Annotated in this window: 34 protein-coding genes and 1 tRNA gene; 7 read left to right on the top strand and 28 right to left on the bottom strand. The window is 60.5% G+C overall.

Translation table 11 applies throughout. The annotated features are described in order from the left end of the window. Window positions 1–47 precede the first annotated feature (47 nt). The 6 genes from ACUSIJ_RS24950 to ACUSIJ_RS24925 form a co-directional block, all read right to left on the bottom strand. Complete coding sequence (locus ACUSIJ_RS24950) at window positions 48–653, bottom strand: HK97 family phage prohead protease (protein WP_449311133.1); 606 nt, start codon at window positions 651–653, stop codon at window positions 48–50. Beyond that, a complete protein-coding gene (locus ACUSIJ_RS24945; RefSeq protein ID WP_449311132.1) occupies window positions 637–1,947 on the bottom strand; it encodes a phage portal protein in 1,311 nt (436 codons plus the stop codon). The genes ACUSIJ_RS24950 and ACUSIJ_RS24945 overlap by 17 nt, the downstream gene beginning before the upstream one ends. Then, window positions 1,944–3,749: a terminase large subunit gene (locus ACUSIJ_RS24940; RefSeq protein WP_449311131.1), complete on the bottom strand. Its 1,806-nt coding sequence runs from the start codon at window positions 3,747–3,749 to the stop codon at window positions 1,944–1,946. The genes ACUSIJ_RS24945 and ACUSIJ_RS24940 overlap by 4 nt, the downstream gene beginning before the upstream one ends. Next, the gene (locus tag ACUSIJ_RS24935; RefSeq protein ID WP_449311130.1) at window positions 3,706–4,089 is read right to left on the bottom strand and encodes a hypothetical protein; all 384 of its coding nucleotides are present in this window, start codon (window positions 4,087–4,089) and stop codon (window positions 3,706–3,708) included. The genes ACUSIJ_RS24940 and ACUSIJ_RS24935 overlap by 44 nt, the downstream gene beginning before the upstream one ends. A gap of 214 nt (window positions 4,090–4,303) precedes the next feature. After that, on the bottom strand, window positions 4,304–4,633 hold the full coding sequence (locus ACUSIJ_RS24930; protein ID WP_449311129.1) for an HNH endonuclease: 330 nt from the start codon (window positions 4,631–4,633) through the stop codon (window positions 4,304–4,306). Beyond that, window positions 4,617–4,994 (bottom strand): hypothetical protein, encoded by a 378-nt coding sequence (locus tag ACUSIJ_RS24925; protein WP_449311128.1) that lies wholly within the window; start codon window positions 4,992–4,994, stop codon window positions 4,617–4,619. The genes ACUSIJ_RS24930 and ACUSIJ_RS24925 overlap by 17 nt, the downstream gene beginning before the upstream one ends. A 311-nt stretch (window positions 4,995–5,305) precedes the next feature. Between ACUSIJ_RS24925 and ACUSIJ_RS24920 the strand changes: the two genes are divergently transcribed. Next, complete coding sequence (locus ACUSIJ_RS24920; protein WP_449311127.1) at window positions 5,306–5,560, top strand: helix-turn-helix domain-containing protein; 255 nt, start codon at window positions 5,306–5,308, stop codon at window positions 5,558–5,560. A gap of 2 nt (window positions 5,561–5,562) precedes the next feature. Here ACUSIJ_RS24920 and ACUSIJ_RS24915 read toward each other — a convergent pair. From ACUSIJ_RS24915 to ACUSIJ_RS24815, 21 genes are all read right to left on the bottom strand, one after another. Further along, window positions 5,563–5,637 (bottom strand) — tRNA-Met (locus tag ACUSIJ_RS24915). 215 nt (window positions 5,638–5,852) lie between these two features. Next, window positions 5,853–6,050 (bottom strand): hypothetical protein, encoded by a 198-nt coding sequence (locus ACUSIJ_RS24910; RefSeq protein ID WP_449311126.1) that lies wholly within the window; start codon window positions 6,048–6,050, stop codon window positions 5,853–5,855. A 1-nt stretch (window position 6,051) separates the two neighbouring features. Continuing rightward, a complete protein-coding gene (locus ACUSIJ_RS24905; RefSeq protein ID WP_449311125.1) occupies window positions 6,052–6,480 on the bottom strand; it encodes a hypothetical protein in 429 nt (142 codons plus the stop codon). A gap of 172 nt (window positions 6,481–6,652) precedes the next feature. Next, window positions 6,653–6,784 carry a hypothetical protein gene (locus ACUSIJ_RS24900; protein WP_449311124.1) on the bottom strand — a complete coding sequence of 44 codons (132 nt, stop codon included), beginning with the start codon at window positions 6,782–6,784 and terminating at the stop codon, window positions 6,653–6,655. Beyond that, on the bottom strand, window positions 6,777–6,959 hold the full coding sequence (locus ACUSIJ_RS24895) for a hypothetical protein (protein ID WP_449311123.1): 183 nt from the start codon (window positions 6,957–6,959) through the stop codon (window positions 6,777–6,779). Before ACUSIJ_RS24895 ends, ACUSIJ_RS24900 begins: the two co-directional genes overlap by 8 nt. Continuing rightward, window positions 6,943–7,263 (bottom strand): hypothetical protein, encoded by a 321-nt coding sequence (locus tag ACUSIJ_RS24890; RefSeq protein ID WP_449311122.1) that lies wholly within the window; start codon window positions 7,261–7,263, stop codon window positions 6,943–6,945. Before ACUSIJ_RS24890 ends, ACUSIJ_RS24895 begins: the two co-directional genes overlap by 17 nt. Window positions 7,264–7,468: 205 nt before the next feature. Continuing rightward, window positions 7,469–8,131, bottom strand: coding sequence for a hypothetical protein (locus ACUSIJ_RS24885; protein WP_449311121.1), 663 nt, complete (start codon window positions 8,129–8,131; stop codon window positions 7,469–7,471). Between the two features lie 387 nt (window positions 8,132–8,518). After that, complete coding sequence (locus ACUSIJ_RS24880) at window positions 8,519–9,451, bottom strand: toprim domain-containing protein (protein ID WP_449311120.1); 933 nt, start codon at window positions 9,449–9,451, stop codon at window positions 8,519–8,521. Next, window positions 9,448–11,028: a DEAD/DEAH box helicase gene (locus tag ACUSIJ_RS24875; protein ID WP_449311119.1), complete on the bottom strand. Its 1,581-nt coding sequence runs from the start codon at window positions 11,026–11,028 to the stop codon at window positions 9,448–9,450. Before ACUSIJ_RS24875 ends, ACUSIJ_RS24880 begins: the two co-directional genes overlap by 4 nt. After that, window positions 11,022–11,273, bottom strand: coding sequence for a hypothetical protein (locus ACUSIJ_RS24870; RefSeq protein WP_449311118.1), 252 nt, complete (start codon window positions 11,271–11,273; stop codon window positions 11,022–11,024). The genes ACUSIJ_RS24875 and ACUSIJ_RS24870 overlap by 7 nt, the downstream gene beginning before the upstream one ends. Then, complete coding sequence (locus ACUSIJ_RS24865) at window positions 11,273–12,244, bottom strand: hypothetical protein (protein WP_449311117.1); 972 nt, start codon at window positions 12,242–12,244, stop codon at window positions 11,273–11,275. The genes ACUSIJ_RS24870 and ACUSIJ_RS24865 overlap by 1 nt, the downstream gene beginning before the upstream one ends. Before the next feature lie 61 nt (window positions 12,245–12,305). Next, entirely contained in the window at window positions 12,306–13,508 is a 1,203-nt protein-coding gene (locus ACUSIJ_RS24860; RefSeq protein ID WP_449311116.1) for a DNA cytosine methyltransferase, read from the bottom strand. After that, window positions 13,505–13,861 carry an endonuclease gene (locus tag ACUSIJ_RS24855; RefSeq protein WP_449311115.1) on the bottom strand — a complete coding sequence of 119 codons (357 nt, stop codon included), beginning with the start codon at window positions 13,859–13,861 and terminating at the stop codon, window positions 13,505–13,507. The genes ACUSIJ_RS24860 and ACUSIJ_RS24855 overlap by 4 nt, the downstream gene beginning before the upstream one ends. Then, window positions 13,858–14,280: a helix-turn-helix domain-containing protein gene (locus ACUSIJ_RS24850; protein ID WP_449311114.1), complete on the bottom strand. Its 423-nt coding sequence runs from the start codon at window positions 14,278–14,280 to the stop codon at window positions 13,858–13,860. Before ACUSIJ_RS24850 ends, ACUSIJ_RS24855 begins: the two co-directional genes overlap by 4 nt. 183 nt (window positions 14,281–14,463) lie before the next feature. After that, window positions 14,464–14,748: a hypothetical protein gene (locus tag ACUSIJ_RS24845; protein WP_449311113.1), complete on the bottom strand. Its 285-nt coding sequence runs from the start codon at window positions 14,746–14,748 to the stop codon at window positions 14,464–14,466. Beyond that, complete coding sequence (locus ACUSIJ_RS24840; RefSeq protein WP_449311112.1) at window positions 14,745–15,524, bottom strand: ParB/RepB/Spo0J family partition protein; 780 nt, start codon at window positions 15,522–15,524, stop codon at window positions 14,745–14,747. Before ACUSIJ_RS24840 ends, ACUSIJ_RS24845 begins: the two co-directional genes overlap by 4 nt. Window positions 15,525–15,528: 4 nt before the next feature. After that, on the bottom strand, window positions 15,529–16,548 hold the full coding sequence (locus tag ACUSIJ_RS24835) for a hypothetical protein (RefSeq protein ID WP_449311111.1): 1,020 nt from the start codon (window positions 16,546–16,548) through the stop codon (window positions 15,529–15,531). A gap of 91 nt (window positions 16,549–16,639) precedes the next feature. Then, entirely contained in the window at window positions 16,640–17,029 is a 390-nt protein-coding gene (locus ACUSIJ_RS24830) for a hypothetical protein (protein ID WP_449311110.1), read from the bottom strand. Between the two features lie 16 nt (window positions 17,030–17,045). Continuing rightward, entirely contained in the window at window positions 17,046–17,390 is a 345-nt protein-coding gene (locus ACUSIJ_RS24825; protein WP_449311109.1) for a hypothetical protein, read from the bottom strand. Beyond that, complete coding sequence (locus ACUSIJ_RS24820; RefSeq protein WP_449311108.1) at window positions 17,387–17,644, bottom strand: ClpX C4-type zinc finger protein; 258 nt, start codon at window positions 17,642–17,644, stop codon at window positions 17,387–17,389. Before ACUSIJ_RS24820 ends, ACUSIJ_RS24825 begins: the two co-directional genes overlap by 4 nt. Beyond that, window positions 17,641–17,880 carry a carph-isopro domain-containing protein gene (locus ACUSIJ_RS24815; protein ID WP_449311107.1) on the bottom strand — a complete coding sequence of 80 codons (240 nt, stop codon included), beginning with the start codon at window positions 17,878–17,880 and terminating at the stop codon, window positions 17,641–17,643. The genes ACUSIJ_RS24820 and ACUSIJ_RS24815 overlap by 4 nt, the downstream gene beginning before the upstream one ends. Here ACUSIJ_RS24815 and ACUSIJ_RS24810 point away from each other — a divergent pair. Together ACUSIJ_RS24810 and ACUSIJ_RS24805 are read left to right on the top strand one after the other, a co-directional pair. Next, window positions 17,800–18,726: a LexA family transcriptional regulator gene (locus tag ACUSIJ_RS24810; RefSeq protein ID WP_449311106.1), complete on the top strand. Its 927-nt coding sequence runs from the start codon at window positions 17,800–17,802 to the stop codon at window positions 18,724–18,726. The two genes, ACUSIJ_RS24815 and ACUSIJ_RS24810, sit on opposite strands and share 81 nt — an antisense overlap. Before the next feature lie 89 nt (window positions 18,727–18,815). Next, window positions 18,816–19,085 carry a hypothetical protein gene (locus tag ACUSIJ_RS24805; protein ID WP_449311105.1) on the top strand — a complete coding sequence of 90 codons (270 nt, stop codon included), beginning with the start codon at window positions 18,816–18,818 and terminating at the stop codon, window positions 19,083–19,085. 34 nt (window positions 19,086–19,119) lie between these two features. On the opposite strand, the gene ACUSIJ_RS24800 is transcribed toward ACUSIJ_RS24805, so the two are convergent. Next, a complete protein-coding gene (locus tag ACUSIJ_RS24800) occupies window positions 19,120–19,629 on the bottom strand; it encodes a hypothetical protein (protein WP_449311104.1) in 510 nt (169 codons plus the stop codon). Window positions 19,630–20,330: 701 nt separating this feature from the next. Between ACUSIJ_RS24800 and ACUSIJ_RS24795 the strand changes: the two genes are divergently transcribed. The 4 genes from ACUSIJ_RS24795 to ACUSIJ_RS24780 are packed head-to-tail and all read left to right on the top strand — an operon-like array spanning window position 20,331 to window position 22,225. After that, on the top strand, window positions 20,331–21,341 hold the full coding sequence (locus ACUSIJ_RS24795; protein WP_449311103.1) for a DUF7666 domain-containing protein: 1,011 nt from the start codon (window positions 20,331–20,333) through the stop codon (window positions 21,339–21,341). 7 nt (window positions 21,342–21,348) lie between these two features. After that, a complete protein-coding gene (locus tag ACUSIJ_RS24790; protein WP_449311102.1) occupies window positions 21,349–21,690 on the top strand; it encodes a hypothetical protein in 342 nt (113 codons plus the stop codon). Further along, the gene (locus ACUSIJ_RS24785) at window positions 21,690–21,956 is read left to right on the top strand and encodes a hypothetical protein (protein ID WP_449311101.1); all 267 of its coding nucleotides are present in this window, start codon (window positions 21,690–21,692) and stop codon (window positions 21,954–21,956) included. Before ACUSIJ_RS24790 ends, ACUSIJ_RS24785 begins: the two co-directional genes overlap by 1 nt. Next, window positions 21,953–22,225, top strand: a complete 273-nt coding sequence (locus tag ACUSIJ_RS24780) for a hypothetical protein (protein WP_449311100.1) — start codon at window positions 21,953–21,955, stop codon at window positions 22,223–22,225. Before ACUSIJ_RS24785 ends, ACUSIJ_RS24780 begins: the two co-directional genes overlap by 4 nt. Window positions 22,226–22,296: the final 71 nt, after the last annotated feature.

Genomic DNA, 22,296 nt, shown 5'->3' with positions numbered 1-22,296 from the left:
CGGGAAGCGGGAACGCTAACCTGCCGACTCCGGCAATGCCGGGGAGCTCAGACTATGCCGCGGAACCGCATTTCGGCACGCGCCTTGCGGCCGGCGATGCGGTTAGCAGCAGCGTTGAAATTGTGCTTGCGGCGCCCTTTACGGATCTCATCAAGAGATCGAAGCGCGATAGAGGTGCCGTCGTAGGCGGGCACGGACACGATCGATACCTCGATCAGGTCAGCGGCATGGATCGTGCGAACCGGAATATCGCCCGTCTCGTCCCATTCCTGTTTCGTCACGATGAAACCGAACGACATGCCCGTGATGTCGCCCCGGCCGATCAGCTCACGGGCATCCCGGCCGTCGCTGGTGTCAGGCAGATCGATCTCGACGGCCAGGCCACGATCGTCCTCTTGCAATCTCAACGTGCCAGCGGATGATCTGCCCAGCACACGACCGCTGTCATGCCCGAAGTATGCCCGGACGTCGGCCGACCGCAGGGACTCCGCGAATGCACCCGGCGCGATCACCTCGTAGAAGTAGCCCCCGATGTCCGCGCGCTCGTCGAACACGGCAGCATATCCAGTGATCGTAGACGAACCTTCATCCGCCTCCCGCTTCGACACCGCGCCAACGTGCGACCGGCGCTCGGTTTCATTGCTCGTCGGCATTTCTGTCTCCATCTCTTTCGTCAACCTCGCTCTGCCCATTCGGCTCGTTGAGCGGAGGGCCACCGTTATGGCCCATCCCGGCGCTGACGGTAGCCGCCGGCGCACTGCCGAGGACCACGGTTGCACCCTGAACCAGCAATTCGTCCGCAGCCGGATTGGGGTGGCGCGGCCGGTTCTCCAACAGCCGCCCCTCGTTTGGTGTCATTTGTCCGGTCATGATGCCGCGCGCGATGCCCTCGATCCGAGACTTGAAGTCACCCCGCATCAAGCCGTCCAGGTTGTGTTCGACGAACCGCCGATCCGTGCTTGCACGCCCGAACAACTTCAGGGTCATCTCACTTTCGAACGCCTTCGCCCACTGCCCGATTAGGTGCTTCACGAGATGCAGATCCTGCTGCTCGGCATTACTAAAAGTGGCGCGGGACAGGTCCTGCAAGAACACCGGCGGCAACTGATACACCCGCGCGATTTCCTCAACTTGCGCCCGCTTCGCTTCCGTCATCTGCCCCTTCGCGGGGTCGAAGCCCACCTGCTTCAGCTCATGCCCTGGGGGGATGGGAAAGACCGATTTGCTCGATGATTTTGCCGCCTCGATTGACCGGCTGATGTCGATCATCGCGCGCTTTAGACCCTCCGCTCCCTGGGGTAGCGGCCCCACCAGAGCCAAAGGGGGTACGCCGCCACCAGAGAAGAACGTGCTGCCGTAGTTGTTCATGGCGATGGCAAGCTGGATGGCCTTCGCCGCTTTCGCAATCGGCCCGTAATGCCTCGTCTGATCTTCCTGTAGCATGAACGGTACGTCGATCACGTCGCGGGACTGGTACACCTGCCCGTCGTGCTTGTAGGTGAGCCGCATTCCCTGGCGGCTGATCGAGACCTTGCGTGGATCGAGCGGCCAGATCGCTTCGATTTCGCGGCCCTTGCGCTCAATGTAGGCGAGGCCGCGCCCCCCGGTGAACACCTGCTGCCAAAAGTACTGCCGGAACTTGAACGACGACATCTCATCGTTCGCAAACTCGTGCACCGTGACAGCGGTTTTGCCCTTCAGTCGTTCCGATCCATCCTTGCCGTCGCGATAAGCATGCAACGGAATCGCGGCCAGTGTCCGCGACAGGAACGCCACTGCCGCCAAGACTGCTGGCACAGTCAGAGCCGTGTCGATGGTGACGTGAGGCAGACCGGCCGACCCGACCCCAAAGAAGGCAAGAAAATTCTCCGAACTAACCGGAACCGTGGGGTTCTCGATCGTCGCGGCACGCTCTTCCTTCTGGCGCGCCCAGCCAAATAATCTCATGCGAATGCACCCACTAAGCTGAAGCTGGGATCGTCCCAAGGAGACACCACCGCCTCTTCATGAGCCCGAGCCGTCGCCGCTCCTACCGCCATCGCCAATGCGACAGCCATGTCGATGCGTGCCGTGGCCTTGCTTTTCGTGAAGCGCCGAAGATTCGCCGGTGACGTATCGAAAGCGGCGCTCGCCACCGCAGTTTGAAGCGCCGGATTCACGTGGACGCGAAGCCGTTTCTCAAGGACCAGCGTTTCGAGTTGATCGATTGAGCCGGGCATCCACAGCTCGATCTCCAAACCATCAGGCGCCTCGCGCCTTCGCTTGTTCCACCCCTGCGGATGATCAAGCATAGGTATGGCGCCGCCCAGGTCCTCCACCTCACCCTTGAAATCAGCGATCAAGAAGTTGTCGTAGGCAACAAAATCGATATCGAATCGCTCGGCGTCGTTGAGCAAGTCATGCGCTACGAAATCAAGTCGGGTTTTCTCACCGGGGGTAGCTGTCAGGAAGCCCTGATCCACCCACTTGTCATATGGCGCGCCATCCCTGTCAGCCCGCGCCCGCAACGTATCGGCCGGTGTATACCCGTGCACGAATGCCGCAAATTTCGGCCTCCCATCGTCCGCGTGCCCATCCTCGAACACCAGCGCCTTCGCCGTAAGGTCGGTCTTCGCAGAGAGATCGAGGCCTGCGAAGCACCGGCGACCGACGAATTCGTCAATGTTCAGCGTCGAGTCTTCGATCGCCTCCCATGCAGCGCGCCGTATCCATGCCGTCTCAGCATCTGTCCACTGGCAGAAATGCAGCCGGCGAATTCCGTTCGCGCGCCCTGGGATGTCCCTCGCCTGCTTCGCCTGAAGCGCGAGGTATTCTTCCGTTATTGTCACCCCGAGCAACGGGTTTGCCTTGACCCAGCAGGAAGGATCATCCAGCGGGTCGTCATCCTCATCCAGCGCGCAGACGTAGGAGAAAGCCGTGTCGTCTTCGACCTCTCCAGCCGCAACAGCAACGGCATGCTTGCGCTCCTGCCAGCAAACAGACTTCCTATCCGATCCGCTGTTCGTGATCATCACCAGAAGTGGCTGTTCGCGAAACTTGAAGCCACGCTCCAAGATCTCGATCACGCCAGCGTCAGGGTGCTCATGGATTTCATCGCACAGAGCAAAATGTGGGCGCGGCCCGGAACCTGTCTTTTTCGTCTCGCGAGATACAGGGCGAAAGAACGACCCGGATTTCAAATGCGCGAGGTTGTACTCCCTCCCAGGGCCGCCGCTTCGCTGTAATGCGCTGTCAAGCGCTGGCGATTGATTGACCATCTTCACGGCGTCGCGGAACAGCACATCCGCCTGGTCCTTTCTTGATGCCGCGGCATAAACCTGAGACCCAGCCTCACCGTCAGCGACGAGGCCATAGAGACCGATCGCGCCAACCATGGGGCTCTTGCCGTTACCCTTTCCTTGCTCAATGTACGCTCGGCGGAACCGACGCTTCCCGTTGACCTTCCGCTTCCAGCCAAACAGCGATCCGCATATGAATTTCTGCGACAAATGAAGCTCAAACGGCACGCCGTCAAACTGGCCTTCGCTCAACCGAAGCATCACGCGGCAAAACCGAAAGAAACGCTCGGCCGCCTCCGGGTCCCAGATCAGACCGCGCCTAGAAGCGCTTTCCAGATCCCGCAGATGACGCCGACATGCATCACGTACATGCGGCCCGGCTACGATTTTCCCCTCAACGACCAGACGCGCATATTCCGTCGTTGGGTCAGTTGAGGAACTCGCTCGCCGGGTCATCAGCACCGTCATCATCTGGCGCAGAAACCTTCGATCGGCTCGCCGGTCCACCGCCCATTTCTGTGATACACATCCGAAGCTGCGCCAGAGCGTTCACGCCCATGTTGGGATCGGTCATCATCCGAGCACGCAGCCGCGACGCCGTCTCCACAAGAGCCCGATCGGATTTCGCCAACCAAGGCATTTCATCGGCGAACAAATTCCACGCCTCGCGCTCAACTTCGTTCAGTCGCGTAGGCGGTCGCCCGAGCGGCCCAACCTTTGGGTTCGCACGGCTCGCGTGCCGTCCCGGATTTTTCTTGTCGGCGCCGATCACTTTCGCGACGGCAACCGGCGTTCTCGGCCTACCTGCCATCACGAGCCCCTAATAGGTCAGCCTCATTGTCCATTTTGTGGATGTGGAAGGAAGGACCCCCTGCCGGTTCCTACCCCCCAAGGTCTCAGACTTTCGACCACCCCCCCCGCCTAGGTGTGTTGCATTTCCGCACTTGATGCGTTTCAGCAACACTTTCGCGCCGTGAAATGTGATTTCGTGAAACACCGTGTTCGGGGCGACACAGGTTCCGCGCCTACCAAACCGGGCGCCCATCGGCGTCGAAGCAGATGCGCTTCTTGACCCTGCGGCCCTGAGCCTCGGCAGCCTCGCGTGCCGTTTTCTCATCGTGGTGGCGTCGGCAAAGACTTTGCAGATTGGACAGGTCATCTGCCCCGCCTTTGGACTTTGGGGTGACATGATCGACATCAGTGGCAGGAGTAAGCTTGTCGGCGGCCAGGCACGCTTGGCACAGGTGGTTATCGCGGGCAAGGGCGGCGGCGCGGAGCTTGCGCCACTCCGCGCCATAGCCACGTTCGGTGCTCGTGCCAGCGTGGCACCAACGGTGGTTAGGACGCCTCGGCATCCGAAGCGATGTCCTCGACCGTCACCGGGTCATACTGCACCTTGCGCAGGTACACGCCCCACAGCGGCCCGGTGACGCCCTCATCGACCCTGGCATATGGCCAGCCGCCGTCCCGATCGACGACAAACGAAACGCGGTCTCCATCCGTATTAACGAGATACTCGGGCCATGCATGTCCCCAAGGCAGCGCCTGATAGGCGGCCAGCACCTTCCCGTCTGTCACAGTGCCAGCGGCGAGCACGACGGCTGGCGCCTCGTCACCCCACCGACCAGTTTCCAACCAGCGATAAAGGGCGCCAGCCAGTTCCAGCTTTCCAGCCTTGATAGCAAGATCAAGTGCTTGGTACCGACGATCAGTCATCTCATGTCCTCATACAGAAAAGGCCGCCCGGCATGCGCTGGACGGCAAAAATTCGTACATTTTAAGGTATCTGGCCGCGATTATCGCTTGCAAATTCGTACACAGTACGATACAACATTCTTGCCGGGTCGCGGTGGCCCGGCAAACCGAAAGGAGGTGAGACGATTGAAATTCCGGCTTACGCTGACATTCAGGATCTGGGCTTGGACACTCACCCTGATTGTTAGACGCTAAGAGCGAGGGGATCGGGCGAAAGCCCGGTCCCTACCGGAAGAAAGGTCGTCTCACCTCCCCGTGGAAGGAACAATACCATGACGCCCGACGATTTTAAAGGATGGCGGAAGACGATGGGCTACTCTCAGGCGCAGGCCGCCGGAGCCCTTGGTGTTTCAAAGCCAACCATCGAGAACTATGAACGCGGTACGCGGCGCGAGGATGACCGGCCGGTGGTTATCCCGCATACAGTGGCGCTTGCGTGTACCGCACTCTACCTTGAGCTTGATCCGTGGCCGATGGCCGGTGAGGATATCACTATCATCCGCAGGAAGGCGCGGCGCGGCGAATAAGCTGGAGGCAGGGGCCGGACTTGCACCGGCGGTCTCCGGCTTATGAGGCCGGCAAGATGCTACTTCTCCATCCCGCTACGAAGGTTTGCTTGACTCCGCCACTGCCTCGTTCACGCTGGGCTTGCAGCAACCGGCAGGGGACGAGACATGGCATTCGAAGAAGGCAATTTCCACGTCAACTTTAGCAGTGACAATGGAACGCTCACACTTGTCGATAGTGGGCACCCGCATGGGCATAGGTCTGTCACGATCTCACTGCCCATCCAGGCCGGGCAGGGACGCGATGAGACGGCTATTCGGCGGTCCTTCCGGAAAGCCGCTCGCAAAGCTCTAGCCGACGCGTTAGCTGCCCTATCTCCTGCGTCAGCTCACAGCGAAGACGAGCCTCTTCATGAGGAGCAAGAATCCTGAATTGCTCAATCCTCGCCACGGCGTCCTCCAGCGTGGCGATACGCGCCTCAAGCGCGGCAATGCGTGCGTCGTCAGACATGTCAGCCTCCGAAGAGAAAGCGAACCGGATACGCTGGCGGATACTTCAGCGTCACGGTACCGGCTTCCTTGTCGACCGTGTAGTTGAAGCCCTCTTTCAGGACGACATGACCATCGAGTACGGCTATGATATTGCCGCCTGGATGGCGCAGTGTCAGCGGATCAGCTGGCTCGGCGTCGACAAGCTGGCCGCTGTTGAGACGAAGATGGCTGTCTCGGATTTCGACGAGATTGGGCGCCTTCGACAGAAAGGCCCCGCCAGCTGTGCCCGCCACCCTGTTGGCGACATCAATGCGATCAGCGAGAGCGGAGACGGCGCCCTCAAGCGCGGCAACCTTTTCGACCAACTGTCCGGTTCTGTAATCAACCATTTCTTGTTCCTCAAAATGAAATGCCCGGCGAGCGTTCCAGCACTCGCCGGGCTTGCCCATAGGAAGCATCTGAAATCTATTGCCCTAGTCGGACCCTTGCGGGCGAGCCCCTCACGAGGTCTTTGCAGGCACCTTTATCCGACTTCCGCACTACGCTATGCGGTACGCGGCCCGGCGCCAGCACCGGGTCTTCAAGACGGCACCGGTAGACAGCCGGGCCGTCGAACCTCGATCAAATCCACCCCGCGAGCCACGCCAGTCCCAGCGACGGGAGCAGCGTGAGCCACGCAAGGCCGAACAGAGCGAGCGCGAGGCCGGCAATTGTCGCGAACAAGCCGTTGATCAGCTCCAGCACGTCATTCATCGCCGGCGTCCTCATCGTCACCTGCGAGATAGGCCGCAAAGTCCCTCGCGATGTCGATGACCGCGTCATGGTCGGAGGCGGAACGAGTCCACCCGGCGACTTCTACGGCGAGCTTGAGCGCTTCGATTCGCCGAAGCTCGTCCAGGGTGACGTCCGGCTCAGTGCGGCAGGGCATGGCCTTCCTCCTCGGCGGCAAGCGGGAGGTCATCGTCTTCGATGTCGATGTTGTCTTCGTCGTCCGCATCATCGTTTGCGAACTCGATGACCAGCTCATCGCCCTCGCCGTCGTCGGTCTCGATGAACTCCGTCTCACTCACATCCGGCGGGATGATGTCCACCGCCGTTTCCCTTTCGCCGCCATGGTCCGCGACACGTTCGCGAACGCTGGCAACCACAGGCTCGCTGGCAACCAGAGACACACTGGTGTCGCCGGACTCGTTCGTGGAGATGGTGACGGTCGCGGAGAATGCTTCGGACATCAAGAACTCCTATAGGGGGAAAGAAAACGGCTTGAGCCAGTGGAACACGATCCACGGACATGCATATGCCTGCCATGCCAGCAGCACTGGCACGGTCAGGTGAATAGCGAGTTGAATGGGGATGGCGGCCTCCCAAGGTGGGGCCAAAAAAGCGAAATGCGCCTCAGATGTCATCCGGGCGCACCAATCCAGCTTCTGTTAATGACTACACGACCCCTTCGTCTGTGTCAACACCCTCATCCTCATCATACTCCGATATCTTCCACAGCCTCACAAGGGCGTTGAGGCCACGGAACAGATGCGCGTAATCGTCCAGAGTCCGATCATATAGGATCACAGCTTCCAACGACGAGAATGCCTGTTTGGAATGCCCAATCTCCCGCAATCCCGCGCCGACATCCCCGAGGGAGCGCAGCACCCTATCTCGACGCTCTTCTTCGGTTTCAATCGCTGAAGACCCGCCGTGAACCGGCGCAGCATCACCATGCCTCTCTCCGGCCGCGATCCTCGCCAACGGCCCATTAGGCATAGCGGGAGACGCCATGACGGCATGGAACTCCATCATCAGCTTGCGCCACTTCACGCCGGCCTGGTATTGCGCTTGCGTGATCAGCTTGAGCAACCGGAGTTGACCGAGGAGGCTTTCTGCGCGCTGGTCGGCCCTCTTCGCTTCCGGCAGCCATGCCCGATGCGGCTGCGACAAGGCGACAAGGCGGGGGTTTTGCGTTCCAGCTCGCGATGGTCTTCCGTTGGCCTCCCGCTTGACTTGTTCACGGGCCCGCCCCTTTATGACGACAACCGGAGTGGGAGCATTCTTCTGGCCCTTCCTCTTGCCGCTGCTACGATGAGGTTTGCTGCCCTTGCCCATTATGCAATATCCTTTATAGGTTAATTTCTCTACGGGTCTCTATTTCCTATGTCCTGATAGGTACTTGCTGGATGGTGAGAGCCTGAGTAAAGGCATAGGACGACCAGCCCCCGGCTAAAGAGCCAGGGTGGTCCCAATGCCTCCGCGATCTTGCTGGCTGGAGCCGAGCCGTCGTTTTGGCCGATTTGGTGGCGTGATAATCCCCAAATCGTTGAGCACTACTTTCGGCACCTTGATCACTGTGCCGGGGGCCGCGCTTTGCTCTTTCGGACTGCGCTTTACCTTTGGCCCCGCCCCGTGGTGGGTTTCCTGCATCTGGCGCCACTGTCTTAAAACCGCCCGCCAAACCGGCCTGCATGTTTATGGCGTGCAGGGGCACCTTGAAATTCATCCCGAGATAACCCCTCGCAAATGCAGCGCCACATCCCGAAGGCCGCGTGCCATATGGAAGTCATTGAAGTCTCCGAGCTCTGGCGGCATAGTCCACGGGCAGCCGGAGCGTTTGGCGTAGAATTCACCCGTGCCGAGCCCGTCCAGGGCCTCTATGGACTTATCGTGGTCCGCGGCGACCATAGCGCCGGGGATCGCTGCCGCTACCTTGGCGACGTTGGACGCCGAGAACGCCGCCAGGACGGTCGCAGGCACGTTCAGAAGCCGCAGGGCAGCACGCACGGACAACGCCGTTGCAATGCCCTCACAGACCACTGTGCGCGATCCTGTGGCGATCCTGTGCGACGCGCCGCCTATCTGCCCACGCAAGATATTTTTCTTTGCGCCTTCTGCGTCGATGAACTGTACGGCGGTGATGCGCCGGCCTATGCGGCCCGGCACGATTAACACCGGGCCTTCGCTTACGGGCATAGCCTTCGCCAGCATCTCGCCAAATGACGTGGCCGGCAGCACTGCGCGAGGATCGTCGTGGACAAGCCCCAACTCTTCCGGGAAGCCCTTGCGCGCCAGGTACGGGTGCGGCTCCTGCCGGCATGACTTGACGATGGCTTCGCAGATGCGCTCGACCTCGGCCTGCTCTGCCCGTTTTAGGCGCGCGGCTTCCGGGTCTGGAGATGGGCGAGACGGCACCGGCGCAGAGGAAAAGATTTCGTTGCGGATCGAGAACCGCTCTTGCTGCCCCGTCTGCCAATTGTGGGCCAACCCGCCCATCCCGTCGTCAAAGATCAGGATGCGGCCGTCGCCCTTGCCGTTGCGTTCGTAGGTATCTGTCTTCGTCCACCGGCCCGGTGTCGGTTCGCGCTTCGGTGGGTTGATCAGCACGGCCGCGCAGGCTGCACGCATGGCGTCCTCAAGCGTGGACCGGTTCATGCCGCCTCCCTCCGCTTGCTGTTTTTCCGAAATCTTTTGGTCTCGCGCTCGACCAGAGCGAGTGCGCTTTGGTCAACCGATGCCGGCACGGCGATGCCATACCAGCCGAACGGGAGTTTGCTGTTCGGGTAAATCCCCTCCTTGCCGCCAAAAAGGCCATACGCCCATTTCCGCGCGTGATCCTCGCCCTTCCGCGTATTGGCGGTGCAATACACTAAAGCCGCCTCCCAAACCTTGCGAGGATCCTTCAGCACCTCGGCGCGGAGACCGGGGCGCGTTGTCAACCCTAGGGCTTCGGGATTGAACTCATGCAGCGTGCCGGCTACGGCGTGGATGCCAGATCGCGCCGGGCGCTCCCAGCCGCAAGACATGCAAAGGTTTCCGCGCATCGCGCCACCGCACTCCGGGCACTTCACCTTTTCCCGCGTGGTCTCATCGCGTTTCCGTGCTGTGCTATCGCGCTTTTCCGCCTTAGATAAATCGCCAACGCCATTGTCCCACACGTCGAACATGTCAGCGGCAAATCTTTCCACATTTCCAGAATGGCAAATCCAGATAGCCTTGGATTTTTCCGGGTGAGAGCGCATGATGCGGCCGATCTCTTGCATATGGCTGGACAAGCTTTTGCGATATGGACGGCAGGAAATACCGATCAGGATATCGGGCACGTCAAAGCCACGGGTGAGCGCCGCGCAGGATACAAGGCCATGAATCAGACTGTCAGAGCGTCGAAATTCTTCGATCTTCGCTCTGCGTGCGTCATCGTCCTTGTCGAGATAGCTGACTTGCTGGAAGTTGTAGCCCACCGCAGCGAACGCCGCGCACAATTCGCGGCCATGTTCAACTGTCGGTGAGAATACTATGGTTTTCGCCGGACCGCCAAAGTGTTCATGGGTTTTTTTGATCCATTCCCCAACAACGTCACCGACAATCTTTATTCCTGCGTCCTCGGCGCTCTTGTCTGAAAACTCGCCGAAGCTGTTCAGCCCCAGGTCCACATCATCCGGGCTTTTCGCAACGTAGATTTTCGGCTGCACGAGAAACCCGCTGTCGATCAGCTGCCGTGCAGTAATTGCATCAACTATGCCATCCCAATCACGCCCCATGCCCGGCGTAAACGGCGTTGCCGTCAGTCCGATCACAGTCGTATTCGGGTGCGCATGGATATAATCCATCGTTGACTTGATGCGGACGTGCGCTTCGTCGACGACGATCAGCGATGGCTCGCGCGGCAGGCTTCTGTTTGCAAGCGTCTGCGCGGAGCAAACCTGTACATTCTCATACGGTGCCCAACGCGGGTGATTGCCCTGTACAACACCGTGCCGAATACCGTAGTCGTCAAATGTCTGGCTAGTTTGATCAACAAGAGACACGCGGTCAACGATGAACATGCTGTAGCTGCCGCGATCACTGGCTTGCTTCATCAGGCTCGCAGCAGTGAGCGTCTTGCCCCCGCCCGTCGCAAGGCAAAGCACCTGCCTCCGCCGCCCGGTGCGGATGCCGCTCCGAAGCGCGTCGATAGCCGTCGATTGGTACGGCCTGAGAATGATCTCTTTCGGCTGGACGAACGTCAGCATGCCGTCACCTCGTCATAGGCCGACCGCTCAGCGTCGGCGCGAGCTTGGCCGCCATCAAATTCTCTGATTGCTGCTCTTTCCTCGAACGCGCCAAACGCAGGCCAAGCCTCGACGCATACTTCGATCCAGTGGGCCTTGATCCACGCAATGGCGTCCGGCTTAAGCCGGCCGGGCTTGAGTGAAAACCGCCACTCGTCACGAATGACATCTCCGCCATTGGCGCGGATGCGAGCGAGGATACTCATCAGTTCAGCGGTATCCCCGCTGCTTCTAGTTCTGCGACGCGCTTTTCTGCCTGCGTTCGCCTGAACTCTTCGCGCTTTACCGCTTCCATTGCTTGATCTCGGGTAAAATTGGCTTGGTCCAGCCGCTTATTTAAAAGGCCAATGGTGCGTCCTTGATCGCTGTTGAGGGTAAAAAGCCTGTTTTCCTCTTTCAGATTCTCAATCTCGACCTTCTGCGCTTTTATTTTGGCCTTAGCATCGGCCAAATCAGCCCGGAGACCAATGACCTCATCGATCAGGGCCTCGTCGGTCATCTTGGCGAGCTCGCGCCTCTCTTTCGCCGTCTCTGTGTCGCCCCTGGGCGGCTCGTTGCCAGGGCTGGCCTTCTGCTCTCGGACCTCTTTCGCCTTAGCCTTGACTGCCTTCGGCCCTTCGGCCATCACCGCAGCTTGCTCTTCCTGCGGAAGCTTCGACACTACGGCGGCGGCGGACACGGAGACACTGCCCTGCTCGACAGCGGCGATCAGATCCGGCGCGCCTTGCTCGATCACCTTCCTGGCGGTGGCGACGCTGCGCTCTGATACGTTCAGCATGTCGGCAGCTTCGGCCTGCGAAACCTTCTGCAAATTTGCAGAAGGTTTCAGATCCGTGCGTTCACCCTGTCGCATGTTCGCCAGCTTGGCAGCCACGGCGGCGCGCTGGCTTTCAGTGAGATGGCGGCGATGGAGGTTGGTGGACAGCACATAGTTCAGCGCCTCCGCGTCCGTGCCGTCGAAATCCGCGACCGGAAAATCCAGCCCCAGATCGCGCGCGGCCATGTAGCGATTGCGCCCGTCGAGAATGCGCCCTTGGAACACAACAACTGGCTCACGGACCCCGAACTGCTGAACGTCAACCCGCAGAGCGTCTTGCCCCACTGCGTCCAACATTGGGAACAGGTTGGCATAGTCGTGCCACAGTCCTGGAAGCGCTCTCTCGCGGCGATAGTTCATCAGAACACTCATTGCGGCGCGCCCTCTCTATGATTGGATGTGGGGGATGGAGGGGAGACGGTCATTCGGCCGCCTCTACGCGAAGGATCGCCCTGCCAATGGCCTCGGGGATTTGCGGCACAACGGCATCGCCGAACGCCTCGACAATCAGGCTCGCGGCAGACGTCCGTTTTCCACTGCCTGTCGCAATGCGCGTGTCAGCCACCCAGGCGGGAAGCCCATCATCCAGCCGTAGCTGATGGGCAAGGTTTTCGATGGACCATTGAGGCCAGCATTCGCCAGCACCGCCGCGATCTGGCGTGCGTAAGCCCATTTGTCTGGCGCTCGCCCCGTCATTGCTCCATCCAGAACCGCGTCCATCGTAGGGGACTTCCGCCTGTCGTATGCTGGCGACCAGCGATCCATTCGGCCGTCCCTCTTGGTGGGCGTCGGCAACGCCTCCGGATTGGCTATCACCTGCCATGGCGCCGCAGTCGACCACTTTGCCATTGAGGGATGATGCAGGTTCCCGGTTTTCGTGGGGGTGTGAAGCAGAGTTTCCAACGATGGTCGCTTCCGCGACGTGTCGTCCGGGTAGCTCTGCGAGCCGTATCGTGTCGCTGTCGGTGTCGGCATCATCCCCGCATGACGACTGGCGTATCCGTTGATCTGGCTCAGCACGTCGCCCCGAAACCCGCGATCCGCGTCCGTCTTCCGTGGGGTTGCCAACCTGCGCGACATCGCATCCGATAAGCCACGACCGAGCGCGTTCATGGTTGGCCCCGACGTCTGAAGCACGTACCACGAACGGCCAGCAGGCGTAGCCGAGCGCTTCCAGCTCATCGAGGACTGCGTCAGCGCCGCGAGTTCTGAGATTAGCGCTGTTCTCAAAAGAGAACCAACGAGGGCGGCATTCTCCAACGAGACGGACGGCTTCGAGGTAGAGGCCGGAGCGCTCGCCCTTGATCCCTTTGCCTTTGGTGTTGGCGCTGGAGATATCCTGGCAAGGTGGGCTTCCGACGATGATGTCGGGGAGGTATCCGAGATCGGAAATAATTCGATCTGCTGTAAGTGTTCGGACATCGTCATAGAGATGGACACCGGGATTGTTCTCCGAATATAGGATGCGCCGCCACTCCACGACCTCACAGGCCGCGACGGTAACGAAGCCGGCGCGATGCAGGCCAAGAGACCAGCCGCCCGCTGCGGCGCTGAACAGGTCGAGGGCCCGCATCGGCCTCGCCGCCTCTATCCCGCTGCATATGCTTGCGTAGCGGATGGTCATTCCGCGCCCTCCGATACGGTAACAACGACCTCACCGCCCCTCACAGGCTCTCCACGCGATATGCTGTAGGTCCATCGGCTGTCATCAATGCCGGTGGCGTCGGCCACTCCATCGAGGGCGCTCTTTGCACGGGCTAGAGCATTGTCCAGGTCATAGGCTCGGCGAGACGGCGCGTGGAACACGATGTCCGCGTGCAGCCGCTCCCATGGCAGCGGGCTGACGATCCGTGCGTGCTGTGCGAGCATGAATGCGTCGCGGCGCGCCTTCTTCGCGGCACGGGCCTTTTCAGCCCAATGTGCCCGGCTGTTCGGCGACAGACATGGCGGGGGCCAGGGAAGCGTGATCACCGTCATCGCGCCACTACCTTTCCCTCAGCGATGAGGCGGTCGATCTTGCGAATGCCATGCAAGATGGTTGTGTGATCTCGACCGCCGAGGATGCGTCCGATTTGCGGCATGGTCAGCGGCGTCTCTCGGTGCATGCGCCACATGGCGATGTGCCGGGCCAGCGACGATCTCGCATCCCTACGGTGGGAGACGATATCGGTCATCGTCACGCCATGCCGGTGCGCGACCTCGGCCACAATGGCGCGGCCACGCCGGGGCATGATCTCGTCGTGATCATCAATGGTGTACGGGTAAGATGCGAGGTCGATGATATCCCGCTTAGGCGGCTCGGGAGGCGCCACGTTCACGACCTTGGGCGGGTCCTGCCAGAAGACACTGCGGACACGGCGGTAATTGGAGATAATCTGCGATGCAGTCTCAGACACGGCCGCCTCCATGGATGAGGGAAATGAAAGGGACCGAAATGCCGTCCGGCCGCACATGGACGCGGATACCGCAGTCAGATGATACCGGCCGATACACGGCGCGCTCGCGAGCCGGAGATTGCCGTGCGCTGTCGGCGGCAGGCACAGCGCCGTGAGTGAGCTCTTTCTTGGTCCTGGCTGTCATCAGATCGACCCCGCCAGTGCAGAGCCGGATAGAGACCGGACTATGGGATGTATCCGGACGTGATTGCCGTAGCCGCGCGGGATATCGAGCTCGCCGGCACCGGGCTTGTGGCACTCGTTTAAATCGGCCAGCGCCAGCGCCGAGGCGACACGCAGGTTCAGCCTGTCGAGATAGGGGCTGCTGTCTGATCCGTTGGTCAGAGGCGCGCACAAGGGCGGGCACGGCAGTGTGGCGCCTGTCAGCTCCATGGCGCGTTCGTTGGTGATGCGGGTGATGTTGGTCATGCAGAAAGCCTCCGGAGGGCGGCAATGGTTTGCTTTGGCTTGGTGCCTTCAAGCCATGAGATCAGCGTCGGAAGCTCTGCCAGATCGAGACGGGCCATCAGCCAGTTGGCGAAGTCGTCAGCGTCTCGGAAGGCGATTGCTTCATTGGTCTTTTTCGCGTCGGCGATGACGGAGGTATCGGCGTCGGGAGACTGACGTGCGGCCTTCTCCCGCTCGCGCCTCTCCCGTTGTTTCTGACGCTCCGCCTCTGCTCGCTCCGGGTTAAGCACGCGCTCGACCGTGTCTTTGCTCAGCCCTGTCTGTTCGGCTATCTCCGTCGCGACGCTCTTGTGGCCGCGCCCCGTTTGTGGCTGCGGCGCCGATGAAAGCGCCGCATCATGCGGCACTTTCTCTCGCAGATCGGCGAGGATCTCGGCATATCTGCGAATGTGCGCGTCGCGCTGTTCCTTCGTCAGATCAAGGCGATGCAGGTTCTCGGCGATCTCCATCAATTCGACGTGCGGGTCGTCGGCGTCATGGACGTTTACCTCGACCATGCACTCCCCGAGAAGGCGCAGCGCCTCCAACCGGTGGCGCCCATAAATAAGTACCTTCACCAAGTCCTCGAACTCGCCGGGCTCGACCTCCACGTTGTTCCGGACGCACACGCCGATAGGGCTGAGGAGGCCGAAATCGCGGATCGACTCCGCAAGCTCGCGCACCTTCGCCTCGTCCAGACCGCGCATGCGGTCTGGACGGACGTGGATCTCCCTTACGGTGATGACCTGCCGCTTCATGGCTCTACACCGCCGGAATGCTCAGGACGGCAGGGTCAAGCAGCTTTGCGGACGACCTACCGGCCGTCCAGTAGCAGAAGTGCCAGACAGCAGAACGAGCCCACTGGTCACGTGGAAGCTTGACCTTGTAGGTAGTGAGCGCCTCCCTCAGTGAGAATGCTGCGCACCCTCGCGTGCGTGACTTGTTGCCATTCTTCACGTCCGCGAAAAACTGCTTGATGTCGTCGGCCGGCGTCTTGTTCAATAGCAAGTAGAAGGCGGCGACACGAAACGCTGTTGGGCTTGTGCCACGGACGACGCCCGTGACCACATCGCAGGCAAGGTCCATCAGGACCCGATTGTTATGGTAGTATTCTTGCTCTTCAAGCCGCGACGGCGCGCGCCCATTGAGCATCTGGAATGCCAACCTCGCCACTGCGGCCTTTGCCGCCGCGCTGTTGACGCCATCGAACTTCAACCGATCCGCGCCAGTCCGGACAGCGCCCATATCGACCGTGTTCCGCGTCTCGCGCTTGAGGCCGAACGCCACATTGCTGCGAATGCCTAGACCGGTCAGGAGCACGGCCCACATACGGTGCTGTCCGTCGTTGAGAAAGCCGCACTTCGATACAATGATCGACTGTCCGTTCTCTTCCCACCTGCCCTCGGCGACATCGCGCATCCGCTCTGCAAGCGCCGCCGAGTTGATGTACCGGTTGTCGGCGTTAGCCTCTAACAGCGCCTGTGCACGTTGCGGCGTGATCCGGTGGAAACCGGACGTGGGCGCGTGGCGCGCGTCATCGATTTCCCCACTCAGCCAATCCCGCGCGCGGCGCATCTCCGTCGTGCCATCGCGGATGAAAAAACCGCTCGCCCTGTCAGCGTCGATCAACGGCTTGGCGAGGCGGGCCGCTTCTTCGTAGCGCCGCTCGGACACCAGACGAAACACGCGCTGATGTGGCGTCTCCGTCGCGGAACCCGGTGGATCGCTCTCGGTAGAGACCTTGATCCTGAACAGGTCGGTTGAAATTACTGATGCGTTCATCTATAAAGACCTTGCTTTGCTTGAAGCCCCCGGTCGTTAAGCGCTCAACTCGCGAGGCCGGGGGCGACACTCGCGGCGCGACCGTTACCCGCTAAACCGACCTGTCAGCAGCATCCGCCACCGGCGCTTCATCCGGGCCGCCACGCGGCTCCAGAACAGCCTCAGCCGCAGCAATAGAATGGTGGTCGTTGCCGGCCTCCAACCGGGTTCTGGCGATGTCATGCTCAAGTGCTCGCATCTGATTTTCCTTGAAAGCCTCCCATGCCTGCCACAATTTGAGGAAGGCAGAGGCCGATATGTCTTTGGGTCGTCTGTAGCGCAGCGACCACAACAGTCGATATCCGACACCCGTTCTGCGGCCAACGCGCTTCAAAGCGTTATCGAGATCACCCGGCTGACGTAGCTCGCGCATCACCATCTCGTCGGCCCATAAAGACGCCTGATCGACAGGGTGAATATCGGCTTGATACGCAGCGGACACGTTGTTAGCTCCGTTACTAGTTTGCGAATGTTGCAATGAGGATTTTCGCATCTGCAAAAGGCTCCGTGTTTTCTTGGACACGGCTGTGAGAGGCCATTGCGGATGGAGAAACTGGATGGGCAGCAGAGACACCGATGACATCGCCGACGATGACAATGTCGTGTGGTTGGGGGACCTTTCGCGCGAAGCCGTCATGCTCGCGCACGTGCTCATGACCCGGCGCAAACGCGCACTGGCCAGAGAGAAGCGGAGATCCGTGCCGAGGCAGATCATGATCGACGGAAGGGACGACCGTGATCAGATCCAGCCTCGGCACGGAGACGGAGAGCCTCATGACAGGGGAGCATAGGGCGTTGGTCATGAGGCTCTCCTGACCGGTGGCAGTTCGGGGGAGAGGATGTCGAGACGGCGAACCACCCTGTCTAGGGCTCGCGAAGTCTCGGTAAGGTGCACGAGGCGCCGGGTCAGTTCAGAAGAGCCGGTGCTGTCGTCGATGACGTCTACGCACACCCGAACGCACTCATTGCAGATAAACGCGTCTTTCCCAGCTACAATTTGCGCGACATCATGTTGGCTCTTGCCGCAGAACGAGCAATAGATGGTCTTGTCCGTCATGAGGCCCTCCGGACGGGAGAGGGAGAGGCCCTGAATGCTGCCGCCGCCGCAAGGACGTCCAATGTAATCCCATTGACGCCCTCTTGCTCTGCGGCGCTGACGACCCGTTGCCAGTAGGTGGCCGGAATCGAGCCACGACGCTTCATGATTGATGCGTGCTCGGTCGTGACGCCGATAGCCCTTGCGATACGCGCCGGGCCGCCGAAAAGGTCGATAATGTCAGCAAATGTCTTCATGGCGATACGGACGATACGATACGTATCTCGATACGTCAAGACGAAACGTATCGCGCAATGTGCCATAAGTCCGTAATGACTGATTCTCAAGGCGAGCGACTGCAACGGGCACGAGAAGATGCGGGATACGAGACCGCAGCCGACGCGGCACGCGCCTTCGGCTGGAATGAAATCACGTATCGCGCGCACGAAAATGGCGGTCGGGGCCTAAAGGCGGACGTTGTCAAACGGTATGCCAAGGCCTTCCGCGTCAGCGAGTCGTGGCTGTTTTCCGGGTCCGGGCCAATGAGGACCGGTCTGGTATCCTCGTTTGACCCCGACCAGCAAGAGGCCGATTACAATCAGGACTCCCCGAAGGCAAAATCATCGACCGGTCACGGCCATGAGTTGACGCCGGGTGCAATTGTGGAAGTCGAGACGCGGGCAGGCGCCGGGGCCGGCGGCTACCTCACGCAGGGCTGGACATCTGACGGGCGCACCACGTATGAGGCCGATGCGGTGCGTGCTGAATGGATACTCCCCCAATCGTTCGTTCGCGACGAGCTACACCTGACCTTCGGCAAGACCGAGATCATCGGCATTCGCGGCGATTCCATGGAGCCAGACTTATCCGATGGCGACCGGGTGCTGATCGATCGGACGGACACCAACCTCCGACAAGGCGGGATCTTTGCCGTCAGTGATAACGGCGAGATTATTATCAAGCAGGTCGAACTGATCCGCGACAGCGATCCGCTTCAGATCCTCTGCACGTCCCGGAACGAACGATACCGGCCGATCACTCTCACTCTTGATGATGGCACCTTCGTTATCGGCCGTGTAGCTGCACGCATATCGAGGATGTGAGGGCGCAAAGATGGGCGGCGGCTTTGATGGCAATCCGAAGAATGAGCCTGCCCCAGTGACGCGGTATGGACCTTAAAACGGGGACCGACATGGCAGAAACAGCCCCCAACGGTGACGCCCAACGGTACGGTAGAGCGCGTATATTCAACCCCGTAGCCATCGGCCACGTTCACCTCGACGCCGACCTGGCCGAACTTCGCAAGATTGCCGAACAGAGCCCCGATCTCGCTCACAAGATCGTCGATCAGCGGCTCAAAGCGACCGATAATGAACGCTGGCGATATGCACTTGGGGCGGCAATCGTTGCAGGATTGGCAGCGGTGCTTATCGCGGCATGGCGCGGCGCTAAGAGTGGTTGAGGCACCCCGCTCGGCGGGTCTTCAACTGCTCCTCTCAATATGGCACGTCGTCGTCGATGTCCGGTAAGCCGGGGTTCTCCGGCAGGTCAGCCGGCGCGGTCGGCGGTATGGGCTCGCCACGCAACCAGTATCCGCGCCCTTCGATGTTTTCGAACAGCCCCTTATGCCGCCAGACGATGGTGCCGACATACCGCCCTTTGTCCTCATAGGGAATTTTTGCGTCCCGTTGCTCTAGCGCCCGTACCAGCTCCCCGCGTGTCATCGGTCGGCCGACGTCACGGATGATTCTCTCGACCATCTCCACGATATCGGACGGCTTTGTGCCGCGCCTACGTTTGGAGCCTAAATTTTCCACAGGAATCGTCTCATATTCCTGGGCATTTCTGGCACTGGATAATTCATCTTCATCTGCGCCCAGCGAGGATTGTCTGTCTGCGACTTCCGCCTCTAACGCTCGATGCATCTCAATAAATCTTTTAAGTTCAGATATTTGCGCCTGAAGATCAGCTATTTTCTTCAGCGCTTTGGAAATGACGTCAGACATAGAGGGTCTCCATTCGTTCGCGAACGGATAGCACATCCACATGAAGATGGGGAGAGGCAGAGACGTCTCATTGTACGCGCCCGGGTTCATGAATATGGTCGTTGCAGCCCAAAAAAGATAACCCGGACAGGATGGCAGTCCTGTCCGGGCTCATTGGGTCACTTGACGTGGCGCGCAACCTCTAAAGTACCGGTCACGTCTCGCGATCACGTCTCCTCGTACCACGCGAGGGGACGGATTGTCCAATGCGGTGCGCAGCCGTAGGAGCTGCGAATGGTATGGGTTAACCCGTACACACGCATTCGCTTCGGTAAGCTGGAGAATGTCTGCGGGCACTTCCGCAGGCTTCCGACCTGATCCGAAGCGCGTCATCTGAGGGCTTGCGATTGGGCGGCCCAATGATGACACATCGTTTCCCCTAGAGAGGGGTTACATGGCCGTCACGGGGTTGCCCTCCTGCGGCGGCCTCTTTGTTTATCAGGCCCCGGACTGGTTAACAAACCGTTAAGACCGATGGCCGGAGGATCGCTGACGCGGCACCCTCACTCCTCTTATACCGCAGGTCGGGAGGGGATGCGACACGTTTCGTAAAAAATAATCTGAGACGATACGTTTTGTGTTGACACGGGCCAATACGATACGTATCGTCTCCCCATACCCCACGACAGAGCGCACAACGCAAGGGGGATATGGAGAGAGCGATGACCAACGAGATTTCCCCGAGCCCTGTTGATGCGCCCACGGATGTGGTGGAGTCGATCAAGGGTTTCGATGCCGATCTGAAATGCCGTGGCTTCCAATTTGAGTTCGGCCGCACCTACACCGTCGAAGGCAAGATCAAGGCTTGCGAGAAAGGCTTCCATGCTTGCCCTGTCGATGAGCATCCGCTGTCTGTGCTCGACTTCTATGCCCCGGGGAAAAACCGTTTCGGTATCGTAGACCAATTCGGCAAGCGTGACCGCGATGGCAGGAAACTCGCGTCTGCATCCATCACATTGAAGTTCGAACTGACGTGGCATGAAATCGTGACGCGGACCATCAAGTGGGTGCTGGACCGGACAACGCCGTCTGGCAGTAATCATTCTGAGGGGGACCGGAGCGCGTCGTCCGCCACGGGGGACCGGAGCGCGTCGTCCGCCACGGGGGACTGGAGCGCGTCGTCCGCCACGGGGGACTGGAGCGCGTCGTCCGCCACGGGGGACCGGAGCGCGTCGTCCGCCACGGGGTACCAGAGCGCGTCGTCCGCCACGGGGGACCGGAGCGCGTCGTCCGCCACGGGGGACCGGAGCGCGTCGTCCGCCACGGGGGACTGGAGCGCGTCGTCCGCCACGGGGGACCAGAGCGCGTCGTCCGCCACGGGGGACCGGAGCGCGTCGTCCGCCACGGGGGACTGGAGCGCGTCGTCCGCCACGGGGGACTGGAGCGCGTCGTCCGCCACGGGGCACCGGAGTGCAGCTCTCGCGACCGGATACAAAGCATCCGCGACCGTCGACAGCGAAAACGGTGTTGCGATTGCCACCGGCGAATTCGGCAAGGCGCGCGGAGAAAAGGCGGGCTCTGTCCTGTTCCTAATCGAGCGCGACGACGACGGCGGTATCTGCAACCACTGGTCCGGCAAGGTAGGAGATAACGGCATTGAGCCGGGTGTTTTTTACACCCTGCACAACGGCAAACCTGTCCCGGCGGATGACGCCGAAGACGATGAGGATTGAGGGCGCCATGAACACTCAATCCCAACCCTATCGCCTCGAACAATTCCCCGTTCTGATCCGCCCCGGCCATGCCATCGGCATCATCACGGACGGTATCGCGGATCTGACTGTTGCGTGGGATTACGAGCAGGACCGCGCCTATGTCGAGCGCGTCGAGAGCATCACGCTGGCGGTGGATGAGACCGACAAGAAGGACGCTCCGTTGCAACGCGAGCGACTGGCCGAGGACGACCCGTTTTTCGCGATGATCTCGGCCGAAATCATGCGTCTCGACGACGCCGGAAAGCTCGATCTCGAATTCGATCACGACGCCGGCCTCTACGTCGGCCTTCGTGCAGGAGCACGATAATGATCACGACTTACCCCCGCACGTTGTCTGCGTCCATCGAGCGCGCCGCGCGAGCCGTGTTTGAAGCTGGCGCAGATACCACGAACACCCACGACTGTTGGCAGGCCATGCTTTCCGCTGGCATCAACATCAACGGCCACTGCGCTCGTGCTGAGTGGTTTTACGACGAGGCTATTGCCCGTGTCCATGAATTGAGAGCAATCCGCGCTGAGGCGCTATCTGCTCTCGCCGAGATCGACGCAGAACTGATCGGGAGCGCGGCATGAAACAAGACCTCGTGATCAACACGGACGCGCTCGTATCACACAAAGTAGTCGCGAGACAGTTCGCCCCCGAAAAGCTCACCATCGGCGGAAAGATATTCACGATTGAGCAGATTCTTCTGTTCGACGAGCTTGTTGCTTCCCTTGAGGAAACGCTTTCTGTCGCCACCCAGAGCGAAGAAGGCGAGTTCGCCGATAGGGCGCGCGCCATCCTCCGCAAGGTCAGGGGAGGCGGCGCACGACGGACATCATCTTCGGCCTCACGGCACTAACCGTCGCTTTCGGACCGAGCCTCATCTGCCTGTTTTTCGCCGCCCGTAACGCGGCCCGCTGATTGGAGACG

The organism is Pseudochelatococcus sp. B33 (assembly GCF_053570585.1).
The sequence above is the reverse complement of the archived record's forward strand: the minus strand, read 5'-3'. Positions and strand labels throughout refer to the sequence as shown.